This is a genomic window from Prosthecobacter gellanilyticus, from assembly GCF_007992435.1.
Taxonomy (GTDB): Bacteria; Verrucomicrobiota; Verrucomicrobiia; order Verrucomicrobiales; family Verrucomicrobiaceae; genus Prosthecobacter; species Prosthecobacter gellanilyticus.
On record NZ_BKAG01000004.1, the window covers coordinates 81,201 to 99,162 of the forward strand.

General features: G+C 60.2%; 11 protein-coding genes. 5 read left to right on the forward strand and 6 right to left on the reverse strand.

Annotation, left to right across the window (positions count from 1 at the left end; genetic code table 11):
* Nucleotides 1-2 precede the first annotated feature (2 nt).
* Nucleotides 3-2,960, reverse strand: coding sequence for a WD40 repeat domain-containing serine/threonine protein kinase (locus BGE01nite_RS04430; RefSeq protein WP_170266581.1), 2,958 nt, complete (start codon nucleotides 2,958-2,960; stop codon nucleotides 3-5).
* A gap of 188 nt (nucleotides 2,961-3,148) precedes the next feature.
* On the opposite strand from BGE01nite_RS04430, the gene BGE01nite_RS04435 reads away from it, so the two are divergent.
* Entirely contained in the window at nucleotides 3,149-4,672 is a 1,524-nt protein-coding gene (locus tag BGE01nite_RS04435; protein WP_170266582.1) for a S41 family peptidase, read from the forward strand.
* A gap of 230 nt (nucleotides 4,673-4,902) precedes the next feature.
* Here BGE01nite_RS04435 and BGE01nite_RS04440 read toward each other — a convergent pair whose 3' ends face one another.
* Nucleotides 4,903-6,843, reverse strand: a complete 1,941-nt coding sequence (locus BGE01nite_RS04440) for a sulfatase-like hydrolase/transferase (RefSeq protein WP_146849061.1) — start codon at nucleotides 6,841-6,843, stop codon at nucleotides 4,903-4,905.
* Between the two features lie 63 nt (nucleotides 6,844-6,906).
* Nucleotides 6,907-7,770 carry a ThuA domain-containing protein gene (locus tag BGE01nite_RS04445; RefSeq protein ID WP_146849062.1) on the reverse strand — a complete coding sequence of 288 codons (864 nt, stop codon included), beginning with the start codon at nucleotides 7,768-7,770 and terminating at the stop codon, nucleotides 6,907-6,909.
* A gap of 164 nt (nucleotides 7,771-7,934) precedes the next feature.
* On the opposite strand from BGE01nite_RS04445, the gene BGE01nite_RS04450 reads away from it, so the two are divergent.
* Both BGE01nite_RS04450 and BGE01nite_RS04455 read left to right on the forward strand, forming a co-directional pair.
* A complete protein-coding gene (locus BGE01nite_RS04450) occupies nucleotides 7,935-8,213 on the forward strand; it encodes a type II toxin-antitoxin system RelE/ParE family toxin (RefSeq protein ID WP_146849063.1) in 279 nt (92 codons plus the stop codon).
* Nucleotides 8,214-8,220: 7 nt separating this feature from the next.
* The gene (locus tag BGE01nite_RS04455) at nucleotides 8,221-8,526 is read left to right on the forward strand and encodes a HigA family addiction module antitoxin (RefSeq protein WP_146849064.1); all 306 of its coding nucleotides are present in this window, start codon (nucleotides 8,221-8,223) and stop codon (nucleotides 8,524-8,526) included.
* Nucleotides 8,527-8,546: 20 nt separating this feature from the next.
* Here the strand turns inward: BGE01nite_RS04455 and BGE01nite_RS04460 are convergent, their stop codons facing one another.
* Nucleotides 8,547-9,473 carry a sugar phosphate isomerase/epimerase family protein gene (locus BGE01nite_RS04460; protein ID WP_146849065.1) on the reverse strand — a complete coding sequence of 309 codons (927 nt, stop codon included), beginning with the start codon at nucleotides 9,471-9,473 and terminating at the stop codon, nucleotides 8,547-8,549.
* A 23-nt stretch (nucleotides 9,474-9,496) separates the two neighbouring features.
* A complete protein-coding gene (locus BGE01nite_RS04465; RefSeq protein ID WP_146849066.1) occupies nucleotides 9,497-10,408 on the reverse strand; it encodes a hypothetical protein in 912 nt (303 codons plus the stop codon).
* 248 nt (nucleotides 10,409-10,656) lie between these two features.
* On the opposite strand from BGE01nite_RS04465, the gene rpmB reads away from it, so the two are divergent.
* Nucleotides 10,657-10,920 carry a 50S ribosomal protein L28 gene (gene rpmB / locus BGE01nite_RS04470; RefSeq protein ID WP_146849067.1) on the forward strand — a complete coding sequence of 88 codons (264 nt, stop codon included), beginning with the start codon at nucleotides 10,657-10,659 and terminating at the stop codon, nucleotides 10,918-10,920.
* A gap of 190 nt (nucleotides 10,921-11,110) precedes the next feature.
* Complete coding sequence (locus BGE01nite_RS04475; protein ID WP_146849068.1) at nucleotides 11,111-12,229, forward strand: aldo/keto reductase; 1,119 nt, start codon at nucleotides 11,111-11,113, stop codon at nucleotides 12,227-12,229.
* 79 nt (nucleotides 12,230-12,308) lie between these two features.
* On the opposite strand, the gene BGE01nite_RS04480 is transcribed toward BGE01nite_RS04475, so the two are convergent.
* Nucleotides 12,309-17,756 carry a choice-of-anchor D domain-containing protein gene (locus tag BGE01nite_RS04480; RefSeq protein WP_170266583.1) on the reverse strand — a complete coding sequence of 1,816 codons (5,448 nt, stop codon included), beginning with the start codon at nucleotides 17,754-17,756 and terminating at the stop codon, nucleotides 12,309-12,311.
* Between the last annotated feature and the right edge of the window lie 206 nt (nucleotides 17,757-17,962).

Below are 17,962 nucleotides of genomic sequence, written 5' to 3' on the forward strand. Positions count from 1 at the left end.
CATCACTGCGGCCATTCACTGCGCTCTGCGGGACGTTTCCTGAGCCAGCGTGCCAGTCGTGCGAGCGGGCTCATCTCTGACTCAGGCAGGGCTTTGACAATGTCCGCCTGCTTTTCGCGTGGGATGGACGTGGCTGTGCCATCCGCATGCAGCCGCTTGCTGCAGCGCGCTTCGGCGAAGTCGATGAACCACGCGGGCGCTTCTGGGATGCGCGCGGGCAGTGGAAGCTGCATCCACGTGCCGTTTTCACGACGGTACAGATAACCGCTGCCACCCGCCAGAGGTTGAACAGCGGTCGCGCGTTCGTTGCGCTTGAGAGTTGGGGTGAGAGGGTCTCCGGTCAGGGTATCCCACACGCGATGCGCGCCCTCCGTGGTGATGGTGATGAGCGACCTGCCATCCGGCGTGAGGGCGAGATGCTGCACGGGCGCGTCATGACGGAGATTTTCACACACCTGTCGTCCGCTGACCGTCTCCGTGACATGCACCTGGTGGTCGGGGTCACAGGTGAAGGTGCGCTGCGCACTCTTCAGCATGAGCTCGGATTCTCCAGCCTGCCCGGCCGAGGCTGTCAGAGCGCCGGCGGCCTCCGGCACGGGATCCTTCCATACGCGCGGCTGGAGCATGCTCGCGTGCAGCTCCCAGACCTCCAGCGCGGCTTCTCGTGCTTGCACATCGATGGTTAAGCTGCCGTCGTGGCTCGCGGCGCAGAGATCCACCAGTTGCTGGCTTTGATGAGCGCTCACCGTCTGGCCGTCCTGCTGCCAGAGGCGCAGATCACCGCGCTCGCTGATGGCCAGGGTCATGGGCTGTGGCCCGCCGGTCATGCGGCAGAGGCGGATGCCGCCGTTCAGTTTCTCCCCGGCATCCAGCGGGCGCATCTCACGGGCGTTCCAGGTCATCACGACACCATTTGAATCTCCCGTGAGCAGCACCTCGCCATCCGCATTGAAACCCGTGTCGGTGATCGGAGCCGTGGAGACCAGCGGCGCGCCGAGGGGCAGGAGATGATTCGATGTCTCGTAGACTTGAATGAGCCCGTTCCACAGGCCCACGGCCACCAGCGTGCCCTGCGGATTCACGGAGAGGGTAGAAATAAAGCCATCTGAGACACCACGCGGGGCGTGGATGTCCCCAGTGCCACGCGGATCCAGCAGTGACAGCGCACGTCCATGGGCCACGACCACATTCTTAGCCTTCTCATCGATGACCATCTTCTGCACTGGCTCGATGAGAGGTCGCACAGCAGCGGCAGGCTTGCCTTGGGCGATGTCCCAGAGTCTCGTCTCCGCTCCGCCTGCTTTCGGGTTGGCTGCGGCCATGACAAATTCTCCATGACCGCTGATGGCCAGCGCGGCCACACTCTCCGTGAGCTTGTCCTCAAATTGCAGAAAGGCTGCCGCGCCGATGTCATAACGCGCTAGTGACCCATCCGTGAATCCCAGGATGAGGAAGCCATCATCTGAGCTGGTCTGCACGGCGCTGATTTTCAGTCCTGCCGGCAGTCCGAGCTCGGTGGCAGCATTCTCGGTGCCCTGGCTGACATCGAGGCTCCAGCGCATGATGAGGTCAGGCTTTTCCTTGTCACCACTGCACACGGCCACGGCCACCCGGTGCTGTGCATTCACGGCCACATGCATGATGTGCTCCCAGCCGGGCTTCACGCTCAGAGTCATGGATGAGCGATGCCCGAGGTGCGACTGCATGAGCAGCGCCGAGAGGTAGGTGGCGGCGGTGCCATTCTGTGGATCTTCACGCAAGGCGAAGGCCAGATGTGCGATGGCATCGCTGTTGCGACCGCGCTCGCTGAGCAGGCGCGCATCATGGAAATATTTCCGGCTGCTGTTATGGAGGCGCGCAGAGCGCTGCTGCACCTCCAGCGCATGCTCTTGCTGTTGCTGGCGGTATTGCTGTAGAAAGTGCCAGCCCTTGGGGGCCGCCGCGGCCAGCGCCACGGTGCCCGCTGCCACCGCCCAGCGATAGCGGCGCATCCACTTGCCCAGGAGATAAAGCATCCCGCGTGCGCGGGCACTCACTGGCCAGTCATTCAGATGACGCTGCACGTCCGAGGCCAGTGCCTCGGCGCTGGCGTAACGTTGGTTGGGATCGATCGCGAGCGCCTTCAGCACGATGGCATCCAGGTCACCACGCAGGTTCCGGTCCCGGGCCGAAGGCGGAACGAGAGGCTGCTCTATCGCCGCGCGCAGCGCCACCTCCATGGGTTTCCCGATGAGTGATTTCTGATCCACCGCGGCGGTGCCGGTGAGCATCTCGTAAAGCAGGGCGCCGAGAGCATACACATCTCCGCGCACATCTGCGGCAGCGCCGCCATGCTCCGCCTGCTCAGGGCTGATGTAGCCGGGCGTGCCAATAATCTGGTCATGCAGGGTGAAGATGACATGTTTCCCCAGCGCGCGGGCTTCCAGAGCCCGGGCGAGACCGAAGTCGACCACCTTCGGTTTCGGGATGCCGTTTTCGACTGTGACGAGAATGTTCGCCGGCTTCAGGTCACGATGAATGACGCCTTTTTGATGCGCATGATGCACCGCCTCACAGACGGCGATGAAAAGCCGCAGCCTGTCCCGCAACACCGGCGAGGTCTGCCGAACATAGCTGGTGATGGAGGTGCCGTCCGCACGCTCCATGGCAAAGAAGAGACGGCCATCCACCGTCTCGCCCGCATCCAGCACGCGGGCGATGCCAGGATGGTCCATCATGGCCAGGGCTTGGCGCTCCATTTCGAAGCGGGCGATGATGGGCGTGGTATTCACCTGGCCGCGCAGCACTTTGATCACCACCTCACGCTGCACCGGCAGGCTCTGGCGGGCTTTGAAGACCACTCCGGAGCCACCGCCGCCGAGTTTCGAGCCGAGCTTGTACCGTCCCATGAGGGAGGTTTCCAGGTTCTCCTCCCTCAGGTCGTGGGACGTGTCCAGGACATCAAAGGTGGGCGTGTCCATCTCTTCCGCGTCCAAACCACCGCGCAGCATGCAGTAGGGGCAGAAACCGGCTGACCCTGAGGGCAGCGGGCGGGAGCAGTCTGGGCAGAGCGAGGGGGGCAAAGCACCTAAAATGGAGCGCAAACCTGGCGCGGTGGCAAGTGGCATGCACCTCGCACGATTTTTGCTCTGTCCCTCGTTTCAGAATCATGCAAACTCCGCGCATGCGCAGTTTTTTGGCCCTCAGTCTCTGTCTCCTTGCGGGATCACCTCTCCGCGCGGTGACTTCTGCCGTCACGCCTCCGGCTCCTGCGCCCGGCACACCGCCTCCCGCTGCTCCTGTTCCTGCGAAGCCTCCGGCCCAAGTGAAGGACGATCCTGCTCCGCCAAAACCAGCCGCGGAGAAGCCGAAGGATGCGCCGGTGAAACCGCCGCCGAATGATGCCTATCGTCAGATGGAGCTGCTCACGCGGGCGATGGAAACGATCCGCCAGAGTTACGTGAACGAATCGCAGATCACCTATGAGGCGCTGGTGGAAGGTGCGCTCGAAGGCATGCTGCGAAAGCTCGACCCGCACTGCGAATACATGGGCAAGAGTCTCTTTGAGGACATGCGTCGCGAGCAGGCGGATGAGTCTGAAGGCGTGGGCATCAGCGTGGCGCTGCGTGAAGGCACGCTCACCATCGTCAGCGTGCGTGAAGACGGGCCCGCCGCTCATGCGGGGGTGCTGGCCGGAGACCAGATGGTGCGCATCAATGACGTGCTCACAGACAGCGTGGGCGTGGCAGAGGCCATCCAGCTGCTCAGCGGCAAGGCGGGCGAGTCCCTGAAGCTCACCATCCGCCGTCCGGGCACGAAGCAGTTCCTGGAATTCAACATGGTGCGTGAGACATTGAGCGAGACCTCCGTGCATGATGCCATGCTCTTCACCCCGAAGCTGGCAGGTGAGTATAAAATTGGTTATGCCCGTGTCTCCGAGTTCACCCAGGCCACGGCGGATGATCTGAGTGATGCGCTGGACAACCTGGAGAAGCAGGGCATGCAGGCCTTTGTGCTGGACATGCGCAACAACCCTGGCGGCCTGCTGGATAGCGCGGTGGCGGTTTGCGGCGAGTTCCTTCCCGAGGGAACAGTGGTGGTGACCACTGAAGGGCGCATCGCCTCGCAGAATCCGCCTCCTTATCGCACGCCGTCTCGTGAGGGGAAGAAGCCGCGCCGCTATCCCATGGCTGTGCTGATCAATCATGCCAGTGCGAGCGCGGCGGAGATCACCGCAGGTGCGCTGCAGGATTTGAAGCGCGCCATCGTCGTGGGCACCACGAGCTTTGGCAAAGGCAGCGTGCAGAGCATCATCCCGATGAAGAACGGTGCTGCCATGCGCCTCACCATCGCCAAATACTACACGCCGAGCCACCGCACCATTCATGAGCACGGTGTGGAGCCTAACATTGTGTCTGTTTTAAGCACTGAGGAGGAGATCCGCGTGGCCAAGTGGCGTGTGAACCACAGCACGGGTGAGGCTGCGGCCATCGAGATCGCGAATCTAGGCGACAAGCAGATCGAGCGCGCCGTGGATGCCCTCAAGGGCGCGCTTGTGTTCGAGTCGTTCAAACCGAAGGAAGAGGCTCCGAAGCCTGCCCCTGTCAAAACACCGCCGCCGAACGTGCCGAAAGCTTTGCCGATGCCTCCCGCGAGCGCGCCCGCACCTACTGCGGCACCGAAGTCCGAGTAGGTGGCGAGAGCTTGGTGTGACGTGGAAGTCGCGGTAGCGTCCTGGAGTGCGCCAGTCCTCTGGCGCTTTTGCCGGAGCGAGTGATTTGCGAGTTTCAAAACATGGAATGACCTCAATAGGCCTTCGCATCAAGTCTGCGCGAAGTTGCTCGTCAGGACTTCGAGAGCGCCGGAGGACCGGCGCACTCCAGGACGCTTCGCGAAGATCAAGACTCCGTGACCTAACGAAAGTTACTCGACTTTCTTCTTCCCCTTGCCCTTCTTCTTTTTGCCTTGGGGCATCTCTGCTTTCGGTGTGGCATCCGGCTCGAACTCGGGAGTGCTGCCGGTGAGGTCAGCGAGGAGCCGGGACACGTAGCTGTTGAAGCGTGGATCAGGGGATTCACCCTTGGTGGGCAGCTTCTTCAGGTCCTCGACCGCAGGCTTGGCGGCATCTCCAAGATCACCGATGGCGCACAGCGCGCTCATGCAGGTGAAGACGTTGTGCTTGCTCCAGTCCGCGAGGCTGACGAGAGCGGTGAGGGCGGCGGTGCGCTCGGCATCGCTGCCGTGTTTCGCCAGCGCCCAGTTCGCGGGGATCTGCACATAGGTGGAGCTGTCCTTGGCGGCGTTTAGCAACTCGGCGTGCAGTTGCTCCACACCGACTTTGCCACGCATCAGCGCGCCCATGGCGGCCCAGTGGCGGATGGCGCTGTCTTTGTCCGTGAAAGCGGTCTTCAGCTCGGCATTCAACTCTGGCTTCATGGATGAAGCCGCACCTGCGACGCTGAGCACACGCTGCATGGGGTAGAGCTCGTCATCATGCGCCATGTCATAGGGCGTGGTGCCTTCGGCACGCTGATGCATCTCTCCTTCGGGGAGCAGACCGACGTCACGGATTTTTACGGCGAGGGATTCCTGGGCCTGGCGCATCTTGGCGAGCACCTCCGCATGCTCGGGCTTGTCCGCGAGGTTGTGCACTTCATCGCGGTCAGATTGCAGATCGTAGAGCTCCTCGGCGGCCTTGGGCTGAGTCCAGAAGATGGACTGCTCGGGCGTGGTCTTGCCCTCATCGTAGAGCTTGCGCCAGACCTGCGTGGTGGGTGTCTGGAACTGATAACTCACGTGCTGGGCTTGCGAGAGATGCGGCATGAAATTCCGCACATAGACATAGCGGCCATCGGTGACGCTGCGCACGGCGTCGTAGCGCTCATCCATGCGACCGCGGAAGCCATAGATAAAGGGTTGCGGCTCGCTCTGGAATTTGCCGGCGAAGGCGTGTCCCTGCATCCACTCCGGCGGCTGCACGCCGATGATGCTGAGCAGGGTAGGGGCGAGATCCACGAAGCTGACGAGGCGGTCTGATTTGCCACCGGTCTTGTATTCTTTCGGCGCGAGATGCTGCCACTTCGGCGGGAAGTAGACGACCAAGGGCACATGCAGGCCGCTGTTGCAGGGCCAGCGCTTGCTGCGCGGCATGCCACTGCCGTGGTCCGCATAGTAGAAGATGATGGTGTCCTCGGCGAGGCCTGCGGCTTCCAGTTCCTTCAGACGTTTGCCAGCGCTGGCATCTGCCAGGGTGACCTGGTCATAGTATTGCGCCCAGTCCTGCCTGACTTCAGGTGTGTCTGGATGGTAGGCGGGCACACGCACGCCTTTCGGATCATGCACCTGCTCATGCGGCCGGGTGCGGATCTGGCTCTCGTGGCTGCAGGTCTCGTTGAAGATGGCAAAGAAGGGCTGGCCGTCCTTGCGCTTCTTCCAGTGTGCGTTGCCAGAGGACTCGTCCCAGGTTTCCTTGGTCTTCGCGAGATTGTAGTCCTCCTTGCTGTTGTTCGTGCAGAAGTAGCCGGCCTCGCGCAGCAGCTGCGGATACATCTTTGTGCCCTTGGGCATCTGCGTCATGCTGCGCATGTGCTCGCCACCGGTGGAGGGCGGATACATGCCCATGATGATGGTGGTGCGGGCTGCGGCGCAGACAGGTCCGTTGGACCAGCACTTGTTGAAGAGCATGCCCTTCGCGGCCAGCGCGTCCACATTCGGTGTGGTGGCATAGGTATCACCATAGCAGCCCATCTGCGGGCCGTGGTCCTCACTGGTGAGCCAAAGAATGTTAGGCCTGTCAGCCGAAAACGCAGCGTGGTGAAGGCTGGAGGAAAAAAGGAGGCACGCGAGGAGGAGCAGTCGCTTCATGGTAGGTTGGCGGCTGCAAACGCAGCCGCCACATGCCATCCTTCATTCAAGTTTGGAACCGTCTTATTTCGCGTAACCGTCCGCAGCCTTGCCATCGGCGCTGAGCTTGCCGGTGGTCCAGAGGAGGGCGCGGGTGATGAGCTTCACATAGCGCTCGTCCTTCACCGTGTCCGTGTTGTGGCCGATGGTGGTGCTGAAGATGCGGGTCTTGTTCGGGCCGTATTCATTGGTCCAGACCACCACAGCGTTGGCTTCCGTGGACTTGGCATCGGGCGGAGGAGTTTCGCCCTTCTTCACCTTCGGTGGCACGATTTGCTTGCCGCTGGCGAGCGGGGTGCCGGTGAGGACCTGGATGTTGTTGTATAGCTCTTCATTGATGGTGGTCCAGTTTTCCAGACCCTGGGTGATTGGGTGATCCTTCGCCGTGAAGCTGATCTCGATCGGTTGCTGCGGGCCGTGACCAGTGGACTGCAGGCCGAGCATTTCATACCAGCCTGCATTGTCCGCGCCTGCCTTCACCGGCTCGCGGAAATTGCCCCAGCGATAGCTGTGCATGGCGCAGTGCAGGTTCAGCGCGGGCACGCCAGCCTTGTGCGCGTTCAGGATGTTCGCCACATAAGCGGGATCTGTGACATCAGCGGAGCATTCGTCATGGATGATGACATCAAAGTCCTTGGCCCAGTCCTTGGACTTGTAGATCTCGAAGGTGGCCTTCGTGCTCTTATCCGGATTGTAAGCCACATCGACGACCGCGTTCAGCTTGCCCTCAATGCTCTCCTTCAGCGCCGTGGTCTGCTTGTCATACTCATGGCAGCAACCACCCGCGACGAGCAGCACGCGCAGCGGCTTCGGGGCATTGTCCGCAGCTTTGACAAAATACGCTGCCGCCGTGGCGAGCAGGATCAGGGGAAGAATGGCTTTTTTCATGGGGTTGGGCTGGATTAGCCGGAGTGAAACGCGCCGTCGAGGGCAAACTTCCAATGTCTCCAGGCGCTCGGCCTTGAAAAGCGCGTCTCCAAGCCTCGCGATATGCATTCAACCCACGTTCAATTCGATTGACCTTGTATCGCTCGGCGATACATTTGCTGGGAGTGATCGATTCCTTCCTCTGCAAAGACACCGCCCAGCTTTGGCTGACTGGACGCAATAAGCGATTTGCCATGATCGCTTCGGTAGCCTTGCGAAAGCTGGCGATGCTGGATGCGGCTGAGGAGATCGATGACTTGCGCGTTCCTCCCGGCAATCGTCTGGAGGCATTGAAAGGAAATCGTTCAGGACAGCACAGCATTCGAATCAACGGCCAGTGGAGACTTTGCTTCAACTGGCGGGACGGCAAGGCGCTCAATGTCGAAATCACAGATTATCATTAATCATCTTATGAAAACGAAGCACATCATTCCCTTGGGTCCTGCATCCGTTTTGCCTGGTGTGATCCTCCTGGAAGAATTTATGGCTCCTCTCGGGCTCTCCCAGGCGGCTCTTGCGGCCAAAATGCGGGTCGGACGCATGCGTATCAATGAAATCATCCGAGGCCAGCGCGCCATCACGGCGGAAACGGCGATCCTTCTTGGCGAGGCGCTCGGAACCAGCGCCCGGTTCTGGCTCAACTTGCAGAGCAGTCACGAGCTGGCCAAGGCGGCCATCAAAAGAAAGAACGCTGCCAAGCATAAGGCGGCAGCTTGACCGGAACTGTGAGCTAGTCCTCACGCCGCATGAGCAGGAAACAAGCTCTTCCATTTCGCTAGCGCTTCGAGGATCTGCTCGCGTTTCTGGCTGGGGGCGAGTTCCCAGATGAGGGGGACTTCGGGGCGCACCATCGGCAGCAATTTTTCAAAGGCCACACCACCAGCCGTCAGCGGCGTGCGGTGATCGCGGATGGGCCACTGTACATCATGCACGTGGCAGCCGATGAGATGCGGGACGATCTCGCTGAGGTAGATCTCATGGTCCAGGAGGGCGAGGTTGGCCTGGCGCTGCACGTGACCAAAATCATGCCAGGAGCCGATCCAGGGGCAGTCGTGGTATTCCTGCATGAGGATGGCCATCTCACGCTGGTTCGGGATCTGCTCGTAGTGGCTGCGGGTCTCGATGCCGAGACGGACGCGATACTTTTCGCACTCAGGCAGGAGTTCAGCCAGCGCGGCGCGGATGCGGTCCATGTGCTCCTTGCTGGCCTTGTCCCTGGCGGCGACGAGCTGCAGTTTCAGCTCGGTGAACTCCTTGGAGTAGAGACCGCCGTCCTGGACGATCTTTTCCAACTGCATCGTGATGGACTTCATGGGCACGCTGCCGACATGCACGACCACGAGATCCGTGCGGAAGCGCGTGGCCATCTCGATCGTCTTTTTGGTTAGGTTGATGGCTCGTTCCCTTTCCCAGGCCTTGGGCGAGGTGAACTCAAAGGCGTCCGGAGCGTCCATCATGACCTCCACGGGCGCGGGGCAGAAATTGTGCAGGCTGCTGATCTTGATCTCGCCCGCCTTCACGGCATCCAGCAGGCCGGGGAGCTGGGAGATCTTCGTGCCATGGCTCACCTCGATCCATTCAAAACCCATCTCACGGGCTTCGCGGGCGATGTCACGCCCTTCCATATGACGAGGGCTGAGCCAGGAAGTGGAAAGTGAGAGCATGGCCTAACGAAAAATGTCTCCAATCACTTCTTGCCCGTGTCCTTCACGCTCATTTCCTGCGCCGCAGGCATGGGGAGTGTCCAGGTCGAGGTCTTTGTGGACTTGCCCTCATGGTTCGCCAGTTCGTAGTGAAACACGCGCTGCCCCTGCTCTCCAGCGCTCCTCGGCTTGGTGAAGAAATCGATCTCCAAGGATCTCGTGACATCCTTTGGCACGTCCAGCGGGGTCGCGGAGACGGTCACCTGATTGCTGCCATTGCGCAGGCCGCCGAGGATGAAGAATTTTAGCACACCATCTGCGGCAAAGTGGTCGTAGCCGTTCACCTTGATCTCCACGTCATAGCCTACTGCCTGCACGGTGCAGCCGGTGATATGGTCTGGCACCGGGCAGATCTCCGGCGTGGCCGGAGGCGTGCCGGGCGGGGTGAACTCTGGCAGATCCAGGAAATCGGCAGGCTCATTGCGCAGCAGCTTGGACCGCAGTTCTGGCTGGCTGGCGAGCTGGATCAGCTTGTTGCTGTCAAACTTCCACACGCCGTTCTGGCGGAAAAATTTTAGCATCAGCAGGTTATGCGGGATCTGCTCCGGCGCCCCGCCCATGTTCACCTGGCCGAAATACAGCAAATGGGCGGTGTCACCCACGCCCTGGGCCTCCAGCAGGCGAAGGTTCCGCGTGTCAGCAGGGGCCATCATCGTCTCAAAGACTGTCTTCGGGAAGGCCAGCCCCTGGCTGACGACCGTGTTCCGGGTGATGATCTGCCGGTGCATGGTGATCGCCGAGGCCCAGGCCTTCGCGTCTCGCGCCTCCACGGCAGCCCGCCACTGGGCGTAGGCCCGCTCCAGCTTCAGGCGGAGGTCCGGCTCCTGGGCAGAGACCAGGGAAGGGGAGAGCACGGAGAGGGCGAGCAGCAGGGAAAAGAGAAGTCTGGCAGGCATGGCGGGGAAGCGGATTGTATACGGATTATTTAGGCGGACCGAAGTAAAATATTTGGAGAGTCCCCGGTTCTCCGTTCGCGGTTCCCAGTTTTCAGTGCATAACTACAGGCCTCTCCTCTCAACCGTGAACTCAGAACCCTGAACTGGGAACGTTACTTGTGAACAACCCAAATCCCCGGTTGACGAAGTCTGAGCGTCGGTTAATCTCGCGACCCTTTTCCCCCCGAACACCCAGCCCCAAGCACCTTATGGCCAAAGTTTGTCAAGTTACCGGAGTCACCGTCACGCGCGGCCACCACATTCATCGCAGCGGTAAAGCCAAGAAAGAAGGCGGTATCGGTAAGCATATCACGAAGCGCGTGAAGCGCATCATCCTGCCGAACCTTCGCACGAAGCGTATTTGGGTGCCAGAACTGGCCAAGTTCGTGACCGTGAAGCTCAGCGCACGCGCCCTGAAGACCGTGAACAAGAACGGTGCCTTCAAAGTGCTCAAGGAAGCCGGCCTGATCTAATCAGCCGTCCATTTCATTTTCCCCCAATACCTGAAGGCAGGCCGAAAGGCCTGCCTTTGGCGTTTCTTGGCATCCTGGACGCGCGAGTTGTTCAGGCAGCAGCCGCCACTTGCCACCCGTTTTCCTCCACCTAAACTGAGTCACCGCTAACAGCCTGCCGGCCAACTCTTCCCCCCAACCTGATCCGACGATGAACCTGACCCGAACCGCCTACGGCACCTGGAGTGGTGGCCGCTTCATGCATTATGGAGAGCAGCTTTCCGAGGAGCACTACAAGCAGCTCATGCGCCTCTCTTTTGAGAAAGGCGTGCGCACCTTCGTCACTGCGGACGTCTACGGCGTCGGCCGCGCAGATTCCCTCCTGGGCGAGGCGCTGAAAGGCATCCCGCGTGAGGAATACAGCCTCGTCGGCATCATCGGCCATGACATCTATGAGGGCATCCGCCAGGGTTCCCGCGGCTATCCTCGTTTTACCGATCCTGCCCTGCGCGGCCCGGACCAGTATTACGACTACCTCAAGATGGCCGCTGAAAAGAGCCTGGAGCGCTGCCAGACCTCCAAGTTCGACCTCCTCATGCTGCACAATCCGGACAGCATCGCCTACACCAGCGAGAAGGTGTGGGATGCCTTCACCGCTCTCAAGGATCAGGGCCTCACCGACCGCCTCGGCATCGCCCCCGGCCCGGCGAACGGTTTCACCCTCGACATGATCGAATGCTTCGAGCGCTTCGGCGACCGCATGGACTGGGCGATGATCATCCTGAACCCTTTCGAGCCCTGGCCCGGCCAGCACGTGCTCGCCGCTGCCGAGAAAAACAAGGTCGATATCATGGCCCGCGTCGTCGACTACGGCGGCCTCTTCCATGACGACGTGAAACCCGGCCACAAGTTCCGTGACGGCGACCACCGCACCCACCGCCCCGCCGGCTGGATCGACCATGCCGTGGAGAAGCTCGAGAAGGTGCGCCCCATCGCTGAAAAGCACGGCCTTACCATGCTGCAGTTCGCCTGCCTCTGGACCCTCGGAAACACCGCCGTGAAGAGCGTCGTCCCGACCCTGATCCAGGAGCACGGTGAAGACTCCCGCAGCATCGAGAGCAAGCTGGACGAGCTCGCCGCGCTGCCCGAGCAATGCCTAACCAAGGATGAGATCGAAACCATCCGCCAGATCGGTGACAACACCGGCTGCATGACCCTGAAAGGCGCCAGCGCCCGCCACGCCGGCCAGGAACCCCGCCCCGACGAATGGCCCATGCGCGACGACCTCCTCGACCTGGCCAAGCGCTGGGATCTGGCGCTGTCTTGGTAAGTTCAGGCTCTTGATTCAAACATCCATCTCGAAGCGGCAGGCATCAGCCTGCCGCTTTTTTATTCTCATCTCCGGAGATTTACGGATCAAACCGAACCGCGCCGGAGATCGTTTCATTGGTTAGGTCAGTCGGCAGGGCTGGCACGAGGGCATGTCCTGCACCCAGCCTGCCGCCAGTTCCGTGTGGCTGGCGCAGCACGCCAGTGAAGGGCACCGTCCGTTTCTTACCGGCATCCAGCAGTTCAAAGCTGCCGGCGAAAGCTCCCGTGGCAGGAGTGATGGTAGCTGTCCATTTCGTGCTGTTCGTGGCCTGTGTCACCACCAGTTTGTTGGCTGCGTTGAGCGTCACTTCCACCGGCAGGTTGCCGACCGCAGCGCTGCCAAAGCCGCCGTGAGAAACGTCCAAGGTTGGGGTTCCAGAGAGTCCCAGCAACGAGGCGAGAGTCTCTGTCTTGGTGGGCGGAATCCATGGATCCACCGTCATTCGTGTGAGCACGGGGCCGAAGTCATCGCGGTAAGATTTGTCCGTGGCGCGGCCTGTCTTGGCCCAGGCGAAATCACAACCTGCGGAAGCCGGGATGTAGCGCTGCGAGAGCGGCCCCGGATGATTTTCAAAATCCAGCCAGCCTGCGAGGTAACTGCCTGCCCGCGCATAGGGCTGGGCAAAGAGCTGGTATCCAAGCTCCACATACCCGTTCGGTTGAAGAGATGCCGTGAGCGTGGTGCCGTCCGCCAGACGACCAGCGACTTTCAGGACCAGTTTGCTGTCAATGGTGACCGTGGCGTGGCCGGAGCCTGCGGGAACGTCTGAGCCTGCAGGCAATGCCGTAGCCAGGATCATCGTGTAGGCACCGATGTCGTAGAGCGTCCTTCCGGCAGGTGGAGTGTAGATCTTTTTGCCATCATGCGTCTCCGCTGTCAGCACATCGTTGATGCGCATTTGAGACTGGAAATCCATGCCGAAGGGCAGGTCAAAGGTGACTGCATAAGTCTTGCCGTTTTTGGTGACGGGCTTGATGGCACCGGTCGCCTTCTCCTCTCCGCTGTTCACCATCAGCGTGCCGTTGAAGGACATGGGGGCGGCCTCTCCGGGCACCGTGAGCTTGCCGCTCAGCGCAGTGCTGCTGGCTGTCACGGTGAACTCCACTTTAGCCGCAGGGAGAGTGTCCGTGCCCGTCAGCAGGGCCTCATAGGCACCTGCAAAGGTTTCCACCAGCATCTGACCATTGGCATACACCGGCACATAGTTGAGCATCACCGCCCCTGAAGCTGTGATGGGATACAAACCGCCTGCGCTGGCGGGAGTGGCCGTGGTTTTCAGGATCGGACGCTTCGCACCGGTCGCAGCGAACACCGAGCTCTCGGTGTCATTGCCTGCAAAGCCAGAATAGTTGACGGTCAGCGCAGGATTCGCCTGGCCGATGAAGCGGCGATGACTGTCTGTGGCCACTAGCAGCGGCGCCTTGGCGATTACCAGACTGCCGGCGAGCGTTTTGCCATCAACCACGACTTTGACCGGGTAGCTGCCTGCATTCACCGGCGGCGAGTTTGTGGCTGCCTTGTTGATCGTATAGGTGATGACTGGCGCACTGCTCGCACCGATCACGCTCACGCTCCGTGGCAAGCCATTGTAGGTCTGGTTGAGATCCACGAGCATAGGCGCAGTAGGAACTGGCTTGATGACGATCGCCTTCGTGAGGGTTGGAGCTTCCCTGTAGCCGCTGTTCCCGGTCTGGCTTGCACTGATCTTGACAGAGCCAGTCCCCGTCAGCGTCAGCACGTTGCCGCTTTGAAGCGTGGCCGGGCCGGAGACGATGGAGAACGTCACAGGCAGTCCTGAGCTCGCGCTCGCGGAGAGGGACAGCGGTCCCTGGTTAACAAAAAGCGTGGCAGGCGGGTTGAAGGTCACCGTCTGGGCTGAGCGTGTCCCCATGTAGCCTGAACCCCAGACTTCAAAGCTGTAGCTCTGTTCATCGGGATCATTGGTGGTGAAACTCACCGTGGCGCGTTGCACGCCAACGTCAGGAAGATACCAAATTTCAAAGGTGGTGCCGGATCCGGGCATCACGGTGGAGGACGGGTCCTTGTGAAGCCTGAAATGCGCCGCCTGAGAACCGGTGATGGTCAGATTGCTGATTTCAAGGTTGCTCGACCCCACGTTGCTGATGACAAAGGTGTGCTCCACCGGCCCGGCTCCCCAAACCGCTCTGCCAAAGTCAGTGCCATTCGCCAGTGAAGGAGTGGCATCACCGTTGGAAATGAAAACGGAGTTTCCTCTCACTTCGACGTCCGCCTCCACACCGTTGCCTTGGAGGTTGAAATTGAAAGCGCCTTCGTCTGCGTCGTTGGAAGTAAATCTCAGTGTCGCATTTCGCAGCCCAATTCCGCTGGGGCTGAAAGTCACCCTCAGCAGCGTGATGTCCCCGCCAGCCAGCGATGTGGCAGGCAGCTGAGACAGCGTGAAATCACCCGCATGGACTCCGGAGACCACGAAGTCGTTGAGGGTGAGCGAAACTGTGCCCATGTTTTGCAGCACAAACGTGCGGGTCAGGCTGCCAAACACCGTCGAGACATCGCCAAACTGAGTATGGTCCGCCAGTGACGGCGTGGTGTCACCATCGGTGATTTGGACATCATTGCCAGAGAGGGCCAGTTCGAGTGACAAAGGGGTGTTGTATGCATAGGCGGCGCCTGCGTCGGCGGCCAGTTCATCGGGCATGCCATTGATGCTGGTCGTGCTGCTGTCTTCGGACTGAGCGCCAATCAGGACGTGCTCCCCGGACACAGCAACCGAGCCTACGGGCTGTGTCTCCGCACCGCCGAAGTAGTCGCCAGCTCCCGTATTATGAGATTTAACATAGGCTTGCTGGGCCCAGGTGGTTCCCGTGCGTTTGAAGATGTAGGCCGCTCCAGAGTTTGCCGCGCCTTCGTAGTTTTCAAAGCCATTCACCCCGATGTTGATGTTGTCTTCACCTCCTGCCCCGACCACGGCGGTGTCTCCGGAAACAGCCACTCTGCCAAACTTGTCATCATATCCGGTGTTGCTGGCTTTGAGATAGGCCTGCTGGCTCCAAAGGCCAGCCTGCCGGGTGAAAATGTAGGCCGCTCCGGCACCCGGGGTATTGTCGTTTGGCGTGCTGTTTACGCCTTTGGTGCTGCTTCCCTCATTGGGAGCTCCCACGATCAAGGTGCTTCCAGACATGGCCACCGAGGAACCGAATCCATCTACGGACTCCCGGTTGCTCGCTTTGATATAGGCCTCCTGGGACCACGTTCCTGAGGTTCCTCGCTTGAAAACATAGACGGCACCAGAATCACCCTCTGAAGCATACATCGCCACACCATTCACTCCGGTCGCATCGCTGTCGTCATAAGGCACTCCCATGACCGCAGTGTCACCGGAAATGGCCACGCTGCTGCCCGCGAAGTCATTCGTGCGCGGGAAACTGGCTTTCAGGTAGGCTTCCTGAATCCATGTTCCACCGCTACGCGTGAAAATATAGGCCGCGCCTGAGGAGGCCGCTCCCTCATTGGGAGCACTGTTTACACCGGAAGTGCTGCTGTCCTCCCCATAGGCTCCCACGATCACAGAGTCTCCGGAGATGGCCACATCACTGCCGAAGCGATCAGTAGTGCCGCTATTGCTGGCCTTGAGGTACGCCTGCTGAGTCCATATCCCGTCTTGGCGTGCGAAGATATAGGCCGCTCCGGCACCTGGGGCATTGTCGTTAGGCAAACTGTTCACACCTGTGCTGCTGCTTCGCTCATCAGGGGCACCGATGATGATCGTATTTCCAGAGATGGCCACGGAGGCACCGAACCAATCATGAACCCCAGGGTTGCTGGCCTTCAGGTAAGCCTGTTGTGTCCAGACGCCATCGGCGCGCACAAACACATAGGCAGCCCCTGCAGCGGTAGCTCCTTCATCCGGCGTGCTGTTCACACCTGCGCTGCTGCTGTCTTCAAGTTTTGCTCCCACCACCACGGTATCTCCGGACACTGATACGGAGCCGCCGAACCAGTCTCCAGCCTCTGTGTTACTGCCCTTGAAGAAGGCCTTTTGGGCGATTGCGAGCGCCGCCTCGTTTACATCTGTGACGGTAATCGTGAACTTCTTCTCAAACGCGAGGGGAGGATTGGCATTGTCCTCCACACGCATGCGGATGCTGTAGCTGTTCTGGGTTTCAAAGTCTGTTGCCACTCTTGCCAGCAGACGGTTGCCGGAAATGGCAAAGGCGGAATTACCCTCGTCGCCAGCCCCCGCGACCAGGCTGAAGACATGGCTTTGTCCGGCGTCGGGATCCGTAGCCGCGAATTGGCCCACAAGGGTGCCTGGGAAGTTGGCCTCTGCGATGCTGCTGTTGCCTAGCGTGATGTTCGTGGGAGCCAGATTGGTGCCCGTGCCCTGAATGCTGAAGGTGAAAGGGTTCTCATCATAGTCATTGTTGCCAATGGTCACGATCGCGCTGCGTGTGCCAACGATCGTAGGTTTGAACTGGATTCCAAGCCCGTAGATGACTGTATCGAGGGAGGAAATCGGGCTGCTAGGCATTTGGGTGATGCTGAAATCACCCGCGTGAGCCCCTGTTATAGTGATGTCGCTTAGCGTGAGCGGTTGACTGCCATAGTTGCGAATTAAATACCCGCGGACAGAAGAACCTGTGATGACCACGTTCCCAAAGTCTGTGTTGTCGAACGTATATGGAGTGCTGTCTCCGTTCACGATATCCCGCAAATCACCGGTGACGCCAATCTCGGCACCCGAGGCGATGGCTTGGATATTGAACATGTAGCCGGGGGTGTTGACGCCGTTCGTCGTGATCGTGACGGTGGCTGAAGCAACCATGGATCTGGTGGACGTGAACGTCAGGTCGAACGTGGTGCTTCCTCCAGGCGGCACCAAGCTGGCTGGAGCCCGGGATAGGGAGAAGACGCTGGCGTTTCCCGAAGTGAAAAGCACGCTGGCGACCGTGAGATCCGACTCACCGATGTTCTGGAGAGTGAAGGTGCGGGTGATGCTGCCTACCCCCACAGCAGTGCTGCCAAAATTTGTATGGTCTTCAGGCCTTGGAGTATAATCCCAGTGGATGATGTTCTGTCCGTTACCTGAAAGCAAAGGCTCAGGGCCGGTGCTCCGTGCTCTGATGGCAAAGCTGAAGGCAGCCTCATCGACGTCATTGCTGCTGAAGCTTACCGTGGCAGTGCGCAAACCTAGCAGGCCAGGCTGGCAGGAGATCTGAAATATGGTGCTCTCCCCGGGCAGCACGGAAGGCGCTGGCTGCTGGGACACGGTGAATTCACTCGCTGGCACGCCTCCGGTCACTTTCACCGACCCTGGCTGTAGTGTGGCCGTGCCATCGTTATGAATGGTGAAGGTTCGGATCACGCTTGCTGCCTCGGCCGGGACGTCCCCAAAGTCTGTGTGATCGTCCACCGTCGGGACCATGTCACCGTTCACAATGCTGATGCCATTTCCGGTCACAGAGATTTCGGGCTCCAGCGCCACTGCTTCCGCAATGCCTGACATACAGAGAAGACCCACTAGAAGCCGGCGGAGCGCAACTGAGGCGAGGGAATAAACACAATAACGGAAGTGAGGCATGAAAGTCTTTTGATGTCTGTCGATGAGGGCTCCACTGGCAAAAGCCAAGGAACCTGTTTCCTAGGTTCGGACAGCATAATGATGCAACACGGGCGTGCCCTTGGCGATCGGATTGCAATACATAGTCCATA

Bases quoted from the DNA above. Each gene is read 5' to 3' on its own strand.
- BGE01nite_RS04430 (WP_170266581.1), bottom strand. From the start codon at position 2,960: ATGGACACGCCCACCTTTGATGTCCTGGACACGTCCCACGACCTGAGG.
- BGE01nite_RS04435 (WP_170266582.1), top strand. From the start codon at position 3,149: ATGCAAACTCCGCGCATGCGCAGTTTTTTGGCCCTCAGTCTCTGTCTC.
- BGE01nite_RS04440 (WP_146849061.1), bottom strand. From the start codon at position 6,843: ATGAAGCGACTGCTCCTCCTCGCGTGCCTCCTTTTTTCCTCCAGCCTT.
- BGE01nite_RS04445 (WP_146849062.1), bottom strand. From the start codon at position 7,770: ATGAAAAAAGCCATTCTTCCCCTGATCCTGCTCGCCACGGCGGCAGCG.
- BGE01nite_RS04455 (WP_146849064.1), top strand. From the start codon at position 8,221: ATGAAAACGAAGCACATCATTCCCTTGGGTCCTGCATCCGTTTTGCCT.
- BGE01nite_RS04460 (WP_146849065.1), bottom strand. From the start codon at position 9,473: ATGCTCTCACTTTCCACTTCCTGGCTCAGCCCTCGTCATATGGAAGGG.
- BGE01nite_RS04465 (WP_146849066.1), bottom strand. From the start codon at position 10,408: ATGCCTGCCAGACTTCTCTTTTCCCTGCTGCTCGCCCTCTCCGTGCTC.
- rpmB (WP_146849067.1), top strand. From the start codon at position 10,657: ATGGCCAAAGTTTGTCAAGTTACCGGAGTCACCGTCACGCGCGGCCAC.
- BGE01nite_RS04475 (WP_146849068.1), top strand. From the start codon at position 11,111: ATGAACCTGACCCGAACCGCCTACGGCACCTGGAGTGGTGGCCGCTTC.
- BGE01nite_RS04480 (WP_170266583.1), bottom strand. From the start codon at position 17,756: ATGTCAGGCATTGCGGAAGCAGTGGCGCTGGAGCCCGAAATCTCTGTG.